Source organism: Nonomuraea sp. NPDC052129, from assembly GCF_040680095.1.
In the GTDB taxonomy this organism is placed as follows: Bacteria; Actinomycetota; Actinomycetes; order Streptosporangiales; family Streptosporangiaceae; genus Nonomuraea.
In genome coordinates this window covers 225,545-239,749 of record NZ_JBFAVX010000003.1, presented here as the reverse complement: position 1 = coordinate 239,749, position 14,205 = coordinate 225,545, and the positions used below count along the sequence as shown (strand labels likewise).

General features: G+C 68.3%; 17 protein-coding genes. 11 read left to right on the top strand and 6 right to left on the bottom strand.

Annotated features, from left to right (window positions below; genetic code table 11):
- Window positions 1–35 precede the first annotated feature (35 nt).
- Window positions 36–302: a DUF6510 family protein gene (locus AB0L53_RS09040; RefSeq protein ID WP_357653336.1), complete on the top strand. Its 267-nt coding sequence runs from the start codon at window positions 36–38 to the stop codon at window positions 300–302.
- Window positions 303–416: 114 nt separating this feature from the next.
- Entirely contained in the window at window positions 417–1,823 is a 1,407-nt protein-coding gene (locus tag AB0L53_RS09035; RefSeq protein WP_363992298.1) for an LCP family protein, read from the top strand.
- A 68-nt stretch (window positions 1,824–1,891) separates the two neighbouring features.
- Here the strand turns inward: AB0L53_RS09035 and AB0L53_RS09030 are convergent, their stop codons facing one another.
- The gene (locus AB0L53_RS09030; RefSeq protein ID WP_363992296.1) at window positions 1,892–2,488 is read right to left on the bottom strand and encodes a TetR family transcriptional regulator; all 597 of its coding nucleotides are present in this window, start codon (window positions 2,486–2,488) and stop codon (window positions 1,892–1,894) included.
- Window positions 2,489–2,556: 68 nt separating this feature from the next.
- On the opposite strand from AB0L53_RS09030, the gene AB0L53_RS09025 reads away from it, so the two are divergent.
- Window positions 2,557–3,843 carry a cytochrome P450 gene (locus AB0L53_RS09025; protein WP_363992294.1) on the top strand — a complete coding sequence of 429 codons (1,287 nt, stop codon included), beginning with the start codon at window positions 2,557–2,559 and terminating at the stop codon, window positions 3,841–3,843.
- Here AB0L53_RS09025 and AB0L53_RS09020 read toward each other — a convergent pair.
- Window positions 3,806–3,976: a DUF3073 domain-containing protein gene (locus tag AB0L53_RS09020; RefSeq protein WP_358437197.1), complete on the bottom strand. Its 171-nt coding sequence runs from the start codon at window positions 3,974–3,976 to the stop codon at window positions 3,806–3,808. The genes AB0L53_RS09025 and AB0L53_RS09020 overlap by 38 nt on opposite strands.
- Before the next feature lie 86 nt (window positions 3,977–4,062).
- Between AB0L53_RS09020 and AB0L53_RS09015 the strand changes: the two genes are divergently transcribed.
- Entirely contained in the window at window positions 4,063–4,395 is a 333-nt protein-coding gene (locus AB0L53_RS09015) for a metalloregulator ArsR/SmtB family transcription factor (RefSeq protein WP_358437194.1), read from the top strand.
- 95 nt (window positions 4,396–4,490) lie between these two features.
- Window positions 4,491–5,336 carry a hypothetical protein gene (locus AB0L53_RS09010; protein ID WP_363992807.1) on the top strand — a complete coding sequence of 282 codons (846 nt, stop codon included), beginning with the start codon at window positions 4,491–4,493 and terminating at the stop codon, window positions 5,334–5,336.
- A gap of 55 nt (window positions 5,337–5,391) precedes the next feature.
- Here the strand turns inward: AB0L53_RS09010 and AB0L53_RS09005 are convergent, their stop codons facing one another.
- Window positions 5,392–5,964, bottom strand: a complete 573-nt coding sequence (locus AB0L53_RS09005) for a hypothetical protein (protein ID WP_363992292.1) — start codon at window positions 5,962–5,964, stop codon at window positions 5,392–5,394.
- 76 nt (window positions 5,965–6,040) lie between these two features.
- Between AB0L53_RS09005 and AB0L53_RS09000 the strand changes: the two genes are divergently transcribed.
- From AB0L53_RS09000 to AB0L53_RS08985, 4 genes are all read left to right on the top strand, one after another.
- Window positions 6,041–6,553, top strand: a complete 513-nt coding sequence (locus tag AB0L53_RS09000; protein WP_358534617.1) for a PadR family transcriptional regulator — start codon at window positions 6,041–6,043, stop codon at window positions 6,551–6,553.
- Window positions 6,554–6,562: 9 nt separating this feature from the next.
- Window positions 6,563–7,441 carry a 1,4-dihydroxy-2-naphthoyl-CoA synthase gene (locus AB0L53_RS08995; protein ID WP_225301384.1) on the top strand — a complete coding sequence of 293 codons (879 nt, stop codon included), beginning with the start codon at window positions 6,563–6,565 and terminating at the stop codon, window positions 7,439–7,441.
- A 130-nt stretch (window positions 7,442–7,571) separates the two neighbouring features.
- Window positions 7,572–8,834 (top strand): hypothetical protein, encoded by a 1,263-nt coding sequence (locus AB0L53_RS08990; protein ID WP_363992290.1) that lies wholly within the window; start codon window positions 7,572–7,574, stop codon window positions 8,832–8,834.
- Window positions 8,835–9,099: 265 nt separating this feature from the next.
- Window positions 9,100–10,125 (top strand): MBL fold metallo-hydrolase, encoded by a 1,026-nt coding sequence (locus tag AB0L53_RS08985; protein WP_363992288.1) that lies wholly within the window; start codon window positions 9,100–9,102, stop codon window positions 10,123–10,125.
- A gap of 63 nt (window positions 10,126–10,188) precedes the next feature.
- Here the strand turns inward: AB0L53_RS08985 and AB0L53_RS08980 are convergent, their stop codons facing one another.
- Window positions 10,189–10,605: a hypothetical protein gene (locus AB0L53_RS08980; protein ID WP_363992286.1), complete on the bottom strand. Its 417-nt coding sequence runs from the start codon at window positions 10,603–10,605 to the stop codon at window positions 10,189–10,191.
- A gap of 97 nt (window positions 10,606–10,702) precedes the next feature.
- Here AB0L53_RS08980 and AB0L53_RS08975 point away from each other — a divergent pair, with 97 nt between their 5' ends.
- Entirely contained in the window at window positions 10,703–11,617 is a 915-nt protein-coding gene (locus tag AB0L53_RS08975) for an aminoglycoside phosphotransferase family protein (RefSeq protein WP_363992284.1), read from the top strand.
- 14 nt (window positions 11,618–11,631) lie between these two features.
- Here the strand turns inward: AB0L53_RS08975 and AB0L53_RS08970 are convergent, their stop codons facing one another.
- A complete protein-coding gene (locus AB0L53_RS08970; protein WP_363992282.1) occupies window positions 11,632–12,492 on the bottom strand; it encodes an alpha/beta hydrolase in 861 nt (286 codons plus the stop codon).
- Between the two features lie 90 nt (window positions 12,493–12,582).
- On the opposite strand from AB0L53_RS08970, the gene AB0L53_RS08965 reads away from it, so the two are divergent.
- The gene (locus AB0L53_RS08965; protein WP_363992281.1) at window positions 12,583–13,113 is read left to right on the top strand and encodes a CGNR zinc finger domain-containing protein; all 531 of its coding nucleotides are present in this window, start codon (window positions 12,583–12,585) and stop codon (window positions 13,111–13,113) included.
- 69 nt (window positions 13,114–13,182) lie between these two features.
- Here the strand turns inward: AB0L53_RS08965 and AB0L53_RS08960 are convergent, their stop codons facing one another.
- Complete coding sequence (locus AB0L53_RS08960) at window positions 13,183–14,151, bottom strand: NADP-dependent oxidoreductase (protein ID WP_363992280.1); 969 nt, start codon at window positions 14,149–14,151, stop codon at window positions 13,183–13,185.
- Between the last annotated feature and the right edge of the window lie 54 nt (window positions 14,152–14,205).

Genomic DNA, 14,205 nt, shown 5'->3' with positions numbered 1-14,205 from the left:
GACCACCGCGCACCTCGGCCCGACCGGAGGCTGACATGACCGCTGAACACCTGGACGGCAATGCCCTCGCCGGGCCGCTGAGCGAGATCTTCGCCGTGGATGTCACCGCGGCCGTCGGCCGCTGCGCGAGCTGCGGGCTGACCGGCCCCGTCGCCGAACTCCGCGTGTATGGCCCCGAACCGGGGCTGGTCGCCCGCTGCCCCGGCTGCGACGAGGTCGTGCTGCGTCTGGTACGCGGGCCGGGCGCGGCGTGGCTCGACCTGCGCGGCGCGGTGTCGTTGCGCGTGCGACTGCCCGAATAGCGGATCTCACTCGATCCGGCTTAGTACACTCGGCAGGTCCAACCGGCCGAGATCTGTACGGCGGAGGTCTTGGCCATGGGCGGCGGCCCGTTGGCCCTGTCCCATGGGAGTCACGTGAACCGCGGGCTGCTGGACGCGCCACCATCCCCTCAAGCTCCGGCCCGCGGCCGCAAACGCTGGCTGTGGTGGACGGTCGCGATCGTGATGACGATCGTGCTGGTCATCGCGGGCGTCGCGGTCGGCGTCTACCTCAAGCTGTACGGCAACGTGAAGCACGACGCCGTCTCGGCCGAGGACCTCGGCGCGTCCCGTCCGCCCAAGGTGGCGGACACCGCGATGAACGTGCTGATCGTCGGCTCCGACCAGCGCGACGGCAAGAACGCCAAGTACGGCCGCCGTGTCGCGGGTGAGCGTACCGACACGATCATGCTGGCACACGTCTCGTCGAAGCGGGACAACGCCATGGTCGTCAGCTTTCCTCGCGACTCGCTGGTGCAGTTGCCCGCCTGCCGCGCAAAGGCCGGACTGACCGGCCAGCAGCCGCACCTGGGCATGATCAACGAGTCGTTCAACTCCGGCGGCATCGCCTGCACCTGGAAGACGATCGAGTCGCTCACCGGCATCCACATCGACCACTTCGTCAAGGTCGACTTCACCGGCTTCAAGAGCATGGTCGACGCGGTGGGCGGCGTGGAGATCTGCCTGCCCGAGGCGGTCAACGACAAGAAGGCGCTACTCCACCTGGCCGCCGGGCGGCAGACGGTCAACGGCGAGCAGGCGCTCGGCTACGTCCGTGCCCGCTACAGCATGGGCGACGGCTCCGACATCGGGCGGATCCAGCGCCAGCAGATGTTCATCGCGTCGATGGTGAAGAAGGTCATGAGCGGGCAGACGCTCACCGACCCGGCCAAACTCTTCAACTTCCTCGACGCCGGCACCAAGGCCGTCACCACCGACCCCGACCTCACCCCCGGCGTGATGAAGGACCTGGCGACCAGCTTGCAGGGCCTCAACGCGGGGCAGATCCGCTTCATCACCACCCCGTGGCACTACTCGCTCACCCAGCCGGGCCGGGTGGAATGGGTCCAGCCGCAGGCCGGGAAGCTGTTCCAGATCGTGTCCAAGGATGAGAGCGTGCAGGGCGTCAAGGGCGGGCAGACCAAGGTGTCCAGGTCCAAGATGCAGATCGAGCTGCGCAACGGGACCTACCGCACCGGTCTCGGCACGCAGGTGGCCGCCTCGTTGGAGCAGCGGGGCTACCACATCACCAAGATCGGCGACACGGCCCGCAAGCCGAACGCCAAGACGACGATCTTCTACGGACCCAAGGGCGAGACGGGCGTCCCGACCCTGACCAAGGACCTGCTCACGTCCACGACGCGGTTGGTGGCGGGAGCGCAGACGAGCCGGTTGGTGCTGGTGATCGGCGACGACTGGAAGGGCACCAAGCCCATCCGCACCGACGACACCGAGGCGCTGAAGGGCTTCGACGCGACCCACGACACCTGCGCGGCGTCCTGACCGCGCGACTCGCGACCCGCGACACCCGCACGCCCTGATCAGACGGCCAGGGGTCAGGCGATCAGAGGTCAGGCTATGAAGGCCGACAGTGCGGCCAGCGCCTCCACCACCTGGTGGGCGTCCGGGGTGCTCTCCGGGTCCAGGAGCCATTGGATCATCAGGCCGTCCGAGATCGCGATCAGGACCGCGATCAGGGCGTCCGGCGCGAACCCCAGCTCCACCCCCAGCTCCCCCGCCGCCCTGTTGATCATGTCGACGCCCGCCTTCCTGGCCCTGGCGTAGACGGCGGCCAGCTTCTCCCTCAGCACGTCCTCACGCAGGGCGGCCGGGTATGCCTCCACGGCCAGGACCAGCTGCGGCCGCATCTCCGCGAAGACGTCGACCAGGGCCACCATGGCGCGTTCGAGCATCTCCTTCGGGCTCGCCAGCGGTCCCCCGAAGACCGACTCCTCCACGTGCTCGATCCAGGCGTCATAGGCGGCCACGATCGCCTCGTTGAGCAGGGCGTCCTTGCCGCCGAAATGGTAACCGATGGAGGCCAGGTTGGTGCCCGACGCGGCGACCAGGTCGCGGGCGGTCGTACGGGCGTAGCCCTTCTCCTGCAGGCAGCTGACCGCCGCCGCCAGAAGTCTCTCCCGGTATCCACCGAGCTCTGTTCTCGACACGCGTTCTATGCTATCGATATATACGATCGTCTATGACGTACGTATATATACGAAGGAGGGGTCGAACGATGCTTCCCCCTGGACCGAGACTCCCTGCACTGCTCCAGACCGCCTGGCTGCTGAGCGACCCGATAGGCGCGCTCGAGAAGTGCCGCCGCAAATACGGCCCGATCTTCACCGTGCGCCTCTTCGGCTTCCCGCCCGAGGTCTACGTCGCCACCCCCGAGCTGGCCGAGCAGGTCTACCGACTCGACCAGGGCGGCGGACGGGCCGGTCGCGTCCGGCGCGACTTCCTTGAGCCGATGGTCGGCGCGCACTCCCTGCTCACCCTGGACGACGAGCCGTGGTGGCGGCACCGGCGGCTGCTCACCCCGCCGCTCCGTGCCAAGCAGATCGCCGGGTACGAGGGCGAGATCGCCGCCATCGCCGCCGAGAAGATCGCGGCCTGGCCGCTTGGCACCCCGTTCCCGCTGCGCGACCGCATGCAGGAGATCACGCTGGAGGTCATACTCCGGCTGGTCTTCGGCATCCGCGACGCCCAGCGGCTCGACCGGCTACGCGTGCTGCTGCCGAAGCTGATCGAGATCGGCGGCTCGCCGGCGATGATGGTGCTGCCGCCCCGGCTGCGCGAGGCCTCGCGGCGCCTGCCGTTCACGCCGTACGCGCGGTTCCTGCGGCTGCGCGCGGCCGTCGACGAGATCCTGTTCGACGAGATCGGCCGGCGGCGCGCCGAGCCGGGCGGCACCGACGTACTGGGCAGGCTCCTCGAGACCGAGCTCGGGGACCAGGAAGTGCGCGACGAGCTGATCACCCTGCTCATCGCCGGTCACGAGACGACGGCCACGGGGCTGGCGTGGGCGTTCGAGCGGCTGCTGCGCACCCCTGATGTGCTCGACCGGCTGCCGCACGACGAGGAGTATCTCGATGCCGTGGTCAAGGAGGCACTGCGCGTCAGGCCGGTCGTCTTCGAGGCGCCCCGGCTGGTCGATACCCCGCTGCGGCTGGGCGACTATGAGGTGCCCGCAGGATGGTACGCGGCACCGCTCATCGCACTCATCCACCAGGACCCGTCGATCTGGCCGTCACCTGAGGAATTCAGGCCCGAACGCTTCCTGGACGGCGCGGACGCCCACGGCAAGGCGTGGATGCCCTTCGGCGGCGGCCGGCGCTTCTGCGTCGGCGCCCAGCTCGCCCTCTTGGAGATGCGTGTCATCCTCCGAGAGGTGCTGGGCCGCCTGGAGCTCTCCGCGCCGGATCCGGCGCCGGAGGCCAGGCGGCTCAAGCTCGTCACCCTTGCCCCTGCGAAGCTGACACGCGTCAGCGCGCGTGCTCGGACTCCTGCTCGGACGCCGTAGTCGGGTGCATCTCGTCATGCGGCGAGTCGGCGCCCAGCTCCTTGCGGAGCCGGTCGTAGTCGATGTTGTGATCGGTGTACTTAAGCTGGCGAGCGACCTTCGTCTGCTTCGCCTTGGCTCTTCCTCGGCCCATGGCTACTCCCTAGTCCCCGCTGTCATCTTAGCCAACAACGTTACGACTTGAAGAACTATGCAAGTGCGCTGGATTAGTCTGACACTATGCACGTGGAGGTCTACCAGGCCAAGGCCGATTTCTTCCGAACTCTCGGCCACCCCGCTCGCATCAAAGTGCTGGAGCTACTCCAGGAAGGCCCGCTCCCCGTCCGGGAACTCCTGGCCCAGATCGACATCGAGCCGTCGAGCCTCTCCCAGCAACTGGCCGTGCTGCGAAGAGCCGGGATCGTGAGCGCCATCCGCGAGGGCAGCACCGTCGTCTACACGCTGGCCACCCCTGAGCTGGCCGATCTGCTCGGGGCCGCTCGCCGCATCCTCACCGACATGCTCGCCGACCAGGGCGAGCTGCTCGCGGAGCTACGAGCCGAGGTCCCCTGACCGTGGAACGTCACCGTCTATGACGTTGACCACACTGTCAATTCGCCGAAAGTCGGGGTAGGACCTGGTCTTTCCGCAGTGTCGGGCGCTTCGAGCTGCTCGCCGACACGCGCACGAACGCACGCGTCGGCGCCCGCCCAGTCGGCGGCAGGCACCCCTTGGTGGTGCTCTCCCCGGGCTTCACTCTCAACCGCGCCACCCTGACCACGCTCGCCGAGGAGCTCGCCTCCAAGGGCTACGTCGTCGCACTCGTCGATCACGCCTACGAGTCGTACGGCACCACTTTCCCAGGCGGCCGCACCCTGACCTGCGTCGCATGCGAGACGGTGGAGAAGGCTCCCTCCGATGAGGAGGAGAAGAAGCTGCTGGGCAAGGCCGCCGCCGGCCGGGCGGCCGATATCTCTTTCGTCATCGGCCAACTGACCCGCGCCGGTGGACACGCACCTGTCTGGAAGCGCTGGAAGATGATCGATCCGCGACGAATCGGCGCCGCCGGTCACTCGCTCGGCGGCAATGCCGCGGCGAGCGTCATGGCCGCGGACCGCCGTGTTCGCGCCGGGGTGAACATGGACGGCACGTTCTTCGCGCCGGTTCCGAAAGCCGGTCTCGGCAAGCGGCCATTCCTCATGCTCGGCACCAAGGCCCAGCACTCGCCCGACTCCACGGACACGAGCTGGCCGCGAGACTGGCGACGCCTGGACGGCTGGAAGCGTTGGCTGACAGTGGCCGACGCCGGCCATTTCACCTTCATCGACCTGCCCATCCTGGGCGGGCAGGCAGGGATCACCGACCCCACCGCGCCGCTCCCCGGAACGCGGTCGGGCGAGATCACCACAGCGTACGTGGGCGCCTTCTTCGACCAGCACCTACGTGGCGAACACCAGCAGTTGCTGGACGGCCCGTCCACCACCAACCCCGAGGTCTTTTTCCAGAACCCCTAGAAACCGCGTCGAGGACATCGGCCGCCCACATCAGCGATGACGCTCCTGCTTGTCGCTACTTGTCGGCAGCGGCGGCGCGGCGGGCTCGGGCCTGGACGACCTTGGGGTAGCGGGCGGTGAAGACGGCCGGGGCGGCGAACGTGATCACCTTGATGGCGATGACCACGGCGGTCGCGTGCGGCGCGGCGGCCAGCACGAAAGTCAGCGACACGGCGGCGACGGTGAACGCACTCGCCCAGACCGTGGTGATGACCGCGTTGACCCGGTAGAAGGCCGGGGTGTTCCAGGCCTCCTTGGGCGCCATGGTCCGCGCGATGCCGAGCGTGAACGGCCGGCGGATGGCCAGCGAGCCCCAGGCTGTGCCCGCCAGCCAGACGTTGACCAGCGCCGGGCCGTACGGCGTGAGGAACGAATGCGGATCGATCAGCGAGAGGACCGTGAGGCAGGCGAAGAACACCGCGGCGCTCGACTCGATCACCATCTCGTCCCATGCCCGCCCCGCTCGGCGGTCCACGACGACGAGGACCAGCGCGATGACGAGGCCGGTGATGGCGCCCCAGCGCCACTCGTCGCCGGTGGCGATGATCGCGTAGAGGATCCAGGGGGCGAATCCCAGCAGGCCGCGCATGTCAATCTCCCTACGACATTCCTATGTAGACATGTCGAAGGTAGAACCTGCGGGCTCGATATGTCAATATAGGAATATGAGTCTTCGACATGCCGCGCTCGGCCTGCTTTCCGAAGGACCGGCGAGCGGCTATGACCTGATGAAGATGTTCGACGTCTCCCTCGCGAACGTCTGGCCTGCCACGCAGAGCCAGCTCTACGCCGAGCTCGGCAAGCTGGCCGACGCCGGGTTGGTGAGCGTGGCGGCCGAGGGGCCGCGTGGCCGCAAGGAGTACGCCATCACCGAAGAGGGCCTGGCCGAGCTGCGCCACTGGCTCATCGAGGTGGAGCCGGTCCGGAACGTACGCAGCGACATGCTGTTGCGCGTGTTCTTCCTGGCCCAGGTGGATCCGTCACAGGCCAAGGACTACCTGCGGCGGCAGGCGGAGATGGCGGCCGAACGGTTGGCGCACATAGAGAGCATCAGGGACTTCGTGGAGTCCGGGCAGGACAATCTGTCGGTGTACGGGAGGCTTGTGCTGGAGTACGGCCACCACCTCAGCACCACGGCGCGGGACTGGGCCGAATGGGCCGAAGGGCAGATCCGTTAGGCTCCCCCCATGGTCTCCGAACTGTTCGATCCGAAGGCATGGCAGGTGGTCGAGGGATTCGACTTCACCGACATCACCTATCACCGGGCGGTCGACCAGGGCACCGTACGGATCGCCTTCAATCGCCCCGAGGTACGCAACGCGTTCCGGCCGCAGACGGTCGACGAGCTCTATCGAGCGCTCGACCACGCCCGGCAGACCACGGACGTGGGCTGCGTGCTGCTCACCGGCAACGGCCCCTCGCCCAAGGACGGCGGCTGGGCCTTCTGCTCGGGCGGCGACCAGCGGATCAGGGGCAAGGACGGCTACCAGTACGCCGACGGCTCGGCGTCCACCGGCCGGCTGCACATCCTGGAGGTGCAGCGGCTGATCCGCTTCATGCCCAAGATCGTCATCTGCGTGGTGCCCGGCTGGGCCGCGGGCGGCGGGCACAGCCTGCACGTCGTGTCGGACCTCACGCTGGCCAGCGAGGAGCACGCCCGCTTCAAGCAGACGGACGCCGACGTGGCCAGCTTCGACGGCGGCTTCGGGTCGGCGTACCTGGCCCGGCAGGTGGGGCAGAAGTTCGCCCGCGAGATCTTCTTCCTCGGCGACACCTACTCCGCCGCCGACGCGCACCGGATGGGGATGGTGAACGCTGTCGTCCCTCATGCCGAGCTGGAGGAGCGGGCGTTGGAGTGGGGCCGCAAGATCAATGGCAAGTCGCCCACAGCCCAGCGGATGTTGAAATATGCCTTCAACATGGTCGATGACGGGTTGGTCGGGCAGCAGGTGTTCGCCGGCGAGGCGACGCGGTTGGCGTACATGACGGACGAGGCCGCCGAGGGCCGCGACTCGTTCCTGGAGAAGCGCGCACCCGACTGGTCCCCCTTCCCCTGGCATTACTGATCCGCTGTTCCGCTCTTGACCCGTGCCGCTATTCGCCGACCGATGCCGCGGAATTCCGTCCTGGACTCTACCCAATCGTGACCAAGAGCTGGAATTCTGATACGTCCTTTGACTTAGTCGTGGGATGGGGATGAGACAGTTGCCGGCATCCGGGGTGTGGCGCCGCTTCGTCAGGCACGCGTCCGCTCTGTGGCTCGTCGGCGCGGTGATCGCGTTATGCCTGCCATCTTCCGCGCAAGCGCAAGCCATGGCCGACAAGACCCTCACCCTGGCCTACACCTGTACAGGCGGCCCGTTCAGCGACACCTCGCTCAGCGTGCCGCTCACCATGCCCGATACGGCGAGTGGCACGTTCGACGTCAAGTGGCGCATTCCCGCCCTGACGCTTCGCACGGCACCGACCACCACCACGCAGGTCCACGTCGCCGGGAAACTCACGGTGACCGGCGGAACGCACACGGATCTCAGCAAGACCGGCGCGAGCGTCACCTCCGGATCCACCTCCGTACTCGCCGGACAGGTGGCGAGCACGGTGTCGGTGACCGCCACGACGGGTGGCGAGGTGACGGTCCAGGGCTCCACCGAGCAGGGCAGCCTGAAGCTGAGCCTGGCCAGCGCGCCGTCGGACGTGACCTCGTGCACGACCACCAGCACGACCAGCGTGGTGATCACGGTCGGCCAGGGCGGCACCGGGACCGGTACCGGCGACGTGGTCACCTACTCCTGCAAGACCGGCACCGAGGCCAGCCCGCAGACCGTCAAGGTCAAGACCACGCTGACGATGCCGACGACTACTCCCAAGACCGGCGAACAGTTCTCGATCGGCTGGTCGGGCACCTATGAGACAGGTTACGAACTCGAGGCCCCATCGACCGGGCTGCCCGCAGGCAGCAAGCTGTACGCCTACGCCTCGATCTCCGGCATCACCCAGCTGACCTCCGCGACCGGAGTGGGCGAGCTGGCCGCGGTCACCGCGAGCGAGCCCATCACGCTGCCTACCACCGTCGACATGAAGACCACCTCGAAGAACTCGGGCTCGGCGACGGTGAAGCCGGCCGCCATCAACATCGGCACCTCACCGACCGCCCCGGTCATCGAGTGTGAGGTTCAGAGCGACACCAGCCTCAAGACGTACCCCCTCACCATCGGGGCAGGCAGCGGCAGCAGCCCATCGCCGACCCCCACGAAGTCCAAGTCCCCGACCCCCAAGTCATCGACCAAGACCTCCTACAAGTCTGAGCCTTCCGCCACCCCGAAGGCGGGAGCCGACACGGGCGCGGGCGGCGACGCCGGTCCGGACGGCCGCCTGTTCGTACTGACGGGTTCCGCCCTGATAGCAGCGGCGGGCGCGGGCGGCCTCCTCATGCGCCGCCGCTCCGCGACCAGGCCCTGAACGGAGGCACCATTTTCGGTCGACGACCTGGACACCGAGATCGATCTGATCGCCGACCCCGTCGCCTCCTTCGTCAAGCTCGTCCCGCTGGCGGGCGGCTGACTGGTGCGCCTGATCAGCTTTGATATCTACTTCCTTATCGATGGACGATAGATAGCAATATTGGACGCAAGGAGATCGGTTCTGGTCTGCTAAGCGGGCATTGACGTCCATCGGGGTCGTGATCGCCTCCAGGTCTCTGGCCCGTGAAAGCAGGTGTTCGCCCATGTCCTTCGGGCAGTCCAGCCCGTCCCGCCGCGCGTTGCTGGCCGCCGCGGCCCTCCTGCCGCTGGCGGGACGCGAGGCCGAGGCATCGGCGGCATCGGCCGCCGCTCCCAAGAGCGCACAGCACTACTACGACCGCGCGGCCAGGCTGGCCGGCGACGACCCGGTGCTGCGGGCCCTCGTCAAAGTGCTCACGCCGGGCCTCCCGATGCCGTCGGCGAAGCCCCTCGCGCCACTGAAGATCTTCGACGATGTCGCGGTGGTGGGCACCAGCTTCGTCCAGGCCACGGCCCTGCTCACCTCCCAGGGCGTCATCCTCATCGACGCGATGGGATCACCGGACGACGCCGAAAAGATCATCGTTCCCGGGCTGCGCTCTGTGGGAGTGGATCCAGCGAAGATCAAGTACGTGGTGGTCGCCCACGGCCATAGCGATCATTTCGGCGGCGCCCAGTTCCTCGCCGACCAGTACGGCGCCCGAGTCATGATGAGCCGAGCCGACTGGAATGTCATCGCTGCCGAACGTCCGGCCAATGCGCCCAAGCGAGACCTGGAGATATCCGACGGACAGAGGCTCACCCTCGGCGACACCACAGTCGCGTTCCACCACACGCCCGGGCACACGCCGGGCACCGTCTCGCCGATCTTCCCGGTGCGCTGGAAGGGGCTACGACACACCGCGATGTTGTGGGGCGGGACCGCGCCACCCGCCGCGACCGCGGACAAGCGCACCAATCTCTCCTCTGTGCTCGCCTTCGCCTCCAGGATGCGGCAGGCAGGGGTGGACGTCGAGCTGAACAATCATGGAGGCTGCGACAACAGCCTGGCGCGCATCGAGGAGTTGCGGGCCGGGTCCACGGGAGCGACGAATCCGTTCGTCATCGGCCGGTCCAGGACGCAGCGCTTCATGAAGGTCATGGAGATCATGCTGCGCGGCCGCATCGTCCAGGACCAGGAGGCGAGCGCCGGCACGTCTTCAGGCGCCGCGAGCGCCTCACCCGGACGATCGACCAACGTCTGCTGCTGAGAGACGACCGGGCGCCTGGGAACGCCACGCATGCCGCGCGTGCGCTGTCATGTTCCATTCGGGTCAGAGCCAGTTGACCGGGACGTCCGGGCAGAGTCGCCGGTAGGGGCCGCCGTCGCGGGTGATGATGCGCCAGTCGGTGGCGTTGCCGACGTCGGTGCGGCGGTGTGATGCGGCGAGTGCGGTGTGGGCGGCGGGCAGCGAGGCGACGTCGTGCTCCGCCACCAGTGAGCCGACCGTGACGGCGTCATCCCTGTCGAGCGGGTCGACGTGGTGGGCGATCACGTACAGCAGGCCCTGCAGGCGTTCGCGGGCGGGTTCGGTACGGACCTGACGGGCGGCCTCGGCGGCGACGATCGTGGGGATGACGATGGGGTAGCCGCGGCGGACGGCTATGATCACTTCGATCTCGATGTCCTTGGCGAGCCAGTCGGTGAGGGCGGCGTGGTCGAGGACCAGGCCGGTGTCCAGAAAGCGCACGGCTATCGGCGGCTCTCCTCGATACGGTCGAACATGGCGCGGACGCGTGCATATGTTCCTGGGTATGACCTGCCGGTGCTTGCGGCAGACTGGGTAGGTGGAGATCGTGGTGCCTGCCGCTTTGACCGAGTCTCACGTGAAGTACGACGGAGAAGCCGGGCGGTCCTGGTCTGCCGGGTTACCGGCGCTGGCCGAGCGCTATCTCAAGCGATGGGACCTGCGGCTGGACGGTGCGCCCGCGCACGGGGTGGTGTCGCTGGTGCTGCCCGTGGTGCGGGGCGATGGGACACGGGCGGCGCTCAAGCTGCAGCCCGTGAGTGACGAGAACGCCGGCGAGGGGCCGGGGCTGCGGGCCTGGGCGGGTGACGGGTCGGTGTTGCTGCTCGACGAGGACCCCGCCACCGGCATCCTGCTGCTCGAACGACTCGACGCCGAGCGGCCGCTGTCGTCCGAACCCGATGTCATGAAGGCGCTGGAGATCCTCACCGAGCTGCTTCGGCGGCTGGTGGTGCTGCCCGCTCCCCAGGGGATGCGCCAGTTGGGGGACATCGCGGGTGGCATGCTCGACCGCGTTTCCGACGCGGTGGCGGTGCTGCCCAGGGAGCGGGATCGGCACTGGTTGGAGGTCTGCGCGGGGGCGGTTCGTGAGCTGGTGGGTGAGCCGGGCGATCGGTTGCTGCACTGGGATCTGCACTACGACAACGTGCTGGCCGGGGTACGGGAGCCGTGGCTGGCCATCGATCCCAAGCCGCTCGCCGGGGACCCCGGGTTCGACCTGATGCCCGCGCTGCGCAACCGGTGGGAGGAGGCCGTGGCGACCGGGGATGTGCGGCGGGCGGTGTTGCGGCGGTTCGACTTCATGGTTGACGGGCTCGGGCTGGATCGGCGGCGGGCTGCTGGCTGGACGCTCGGCCGGGTGCTGCAGAACTCGCTCTGGGACGTGGCCCGGGGCGAGCCGGAGCTCAACGAGATCCAACTCGCCGTGGCCGAGGCGGTCCGTCACCGCCTGTAGGACAGCCGCCGGGGTCAATCCGACAGGCTGTGGAGGAAGGCTCGTACGAGAGCGGCGATCTGGGGACGGCGGGTTTCCAGGGCGAAGTGGCCGGCGTCCAGGAGGTGGACGCGGGCGTCCTTCACGTCGCGAGCGAACGCCTTGGCACCTTCCGGGGCGAAGATCTCGTCGTTGCGACCCCAGACGGCGAGCACAGGGGGCTGGTGGGTGCGCAGGTAGTCCTGCCATTGCGGGTACGCGGCCACGTTGGTGGCGTAGTTCATGAAGATCGCGAGCTGGATCTCGTGATTGCCCGGACGGTCGAGCAGGGCCTGGTCGAGAGCCTCCTTGTCGGGGTTGACCAGGGAGACGTCGGAGACGCCGTGCGTGTACTGCCAGTGCGTGGCCTCACGTGTGTAGTGGGCGAGCAGCGGTGCGAGGTCGGCTTCGGAGGGGTTCGCCCAGATCGCGCGGAGGTCCTGCCAGAAGGGGGCCAGTCCGTCCTCGTAGGCGTTGCCGTTCTGGCTGATGATGCCGGTGATCCGCTCGGGGTGGCGCAGGGCGAGACGGAAGCCGACGGGGGCGCCGTAGTCGTGTACGTAAATGGCGTACCTGGTCAGGCCGAGCGAGTCGAGCAGCCGGTCGACGACGTCGGCGAGATGGTCGAAGGTGTAGTCCCACTCCGAGGCGGCCGGGGCCGAGCTGTGCCCGAAACCGGGATAGTCGGGGGCGATCAGGTGGAACTCATCAGCGAGGTCGGCGATCAGCTCCTGGTAGGCGATCGAGGAGGTGGGGAAGCCGTGGAGCAGTACGAGCGTGGGGGCCGACGGGTCGCCTGCCTCGCGGTAGAAGACGTCCAGGCCGTCGATGACAGTAGTGCGGTAGCGGGTGGTCATAGCGACTCCTCATAACCTTCTAAATCGGCTTTGATGGTTAAGTGATAGCATGTGATTAACCGGTCAAACCGATTTGAGAGGTTAGGTCCTGTGAGAGTGCGGCCGCTGCGTGGGGAGTCTGTGGCGTTCGACCTGGCGAACACGGTGTGGACGGAGCATGGGGTGCTGGTCGATCAGTTCGACGACCTCGATGGCGTGCAGGCCTGGCTCGACGATCACGGGCTGCCGGGTGGCGACGAGCCGGAGCGCGTACGGGATCGGCTGGTGGAGGCTCGTGCCGCCCTGCGAGCCGTGCTGGACGGGCGCGGGCCTGAGCGGCTCAACGCCGTGCTCGGCCACGGCAGCCGCCGCCCACTGATCCGCACCGGCGAGCCGCATGAGCCGTACGAGCTGGTCGTCGTGGACGAGGCGGCGTGGCATGCGGCGTGGCTGGCGGCGGCGGACCTGGTGCGGATCCTCCGCGAGCGGCCCGAGCGGGTGCGCAAGTGCGCGAACCCGGAGTGTGTGCTGTGGTTCCTCGACACGAGCAAGAACGGCAGCCGCCGCTGGTGCTCGATGGAGGCGTGCGGCAACCGGGCGAAGGTGGGCCGGTTCAACCAACGCCAGCGCACCGCGGGCTGACCGGCCCACCAGCCTCCGGCCGAGCCGCGGCGCGCGAAGGGCCGACCGGCCCGAAACAGCAGCGGAGGGTCAGATCAGGAGGGCGAGTTTGCCGCGGCCGTGGCGGGTCTCGATCTCGCGGTGCGCGTCCGCCGCCTCCTCCAGCCGGTACGTCCGGCGGATCAGGAACTTCAGCTCCCCCTTCGCGACAAGCGCGGCATACCGAGCAAGACGCTCAGCCGTGCGGACGCCCTTCGTGACCATGATGCCCAGCTCGTCCGCCTTGGCGTGGTCGACCATGGTCAGGATGCGGTCACGGTCCGGGACCACCTCCAGGGAGACGTCCAGCGCCGCGCCACCCGCCCCGTCCAGGGCCGCGTCCACCCCGCTGGGCGCGAGCGCGCGTACCCGGGAGGCGAGGCCGTCCCCGTAGGCGACGGGGATGGCGCCGAGGTCGCGTAGGTAGGCGTGGTTCTCCTCGCGAGCGGTGCCGATCACGGTGGCGCCCCTACGGACGGCGAGCTGTACGGCGACCGAGCCGACCGCTCCGGCGGCGGCGTGGACGAGGAACGTCTCGCCCGCGACCGGGTTCAGCTGGCCGATGGCGATGTCGGCGGTCTGCACCGCGGCGGTCAGCGCGCCGGCCACCTCCCAGGGAAGCTCCGGTGGCTTGGGGGTCACGTCGGTGGCGGGGACCACGATGTACTCGGCGTAGCTGTTCAGCAGCGAGAAGCCGAGCACCTCGGCGCCCACGTCGAGGCGCACACCCGGCTCCCCTTGGCCGACCACGCCCGGACTTCCTTGATCGACCACGCCCGGCCCCACCTGGTCGATCACCCCCGCGAACTCGTTGCCCGGGATCCGTGGCAACGGGTCTGTCAGGCCGGGCGGTGTCCAACCGGCCCGCACCGCCGTGTCGAAGAGCTGCATCCCGGCGGCCTTGATCCGTACCCGGACCTGGCCCGGCCCGGCCTCCGGCATGGGCCGGGACATCACGCTGAGGACCTCAGGTCCGCCGAAGTCAGCAAACGCCGCCGCTTTCATGAAATTTCCACTCATGAGGTCGACTGTGCATCCTCAACTGCACTTGAGGTCAAGTCAGATCGCATTTCG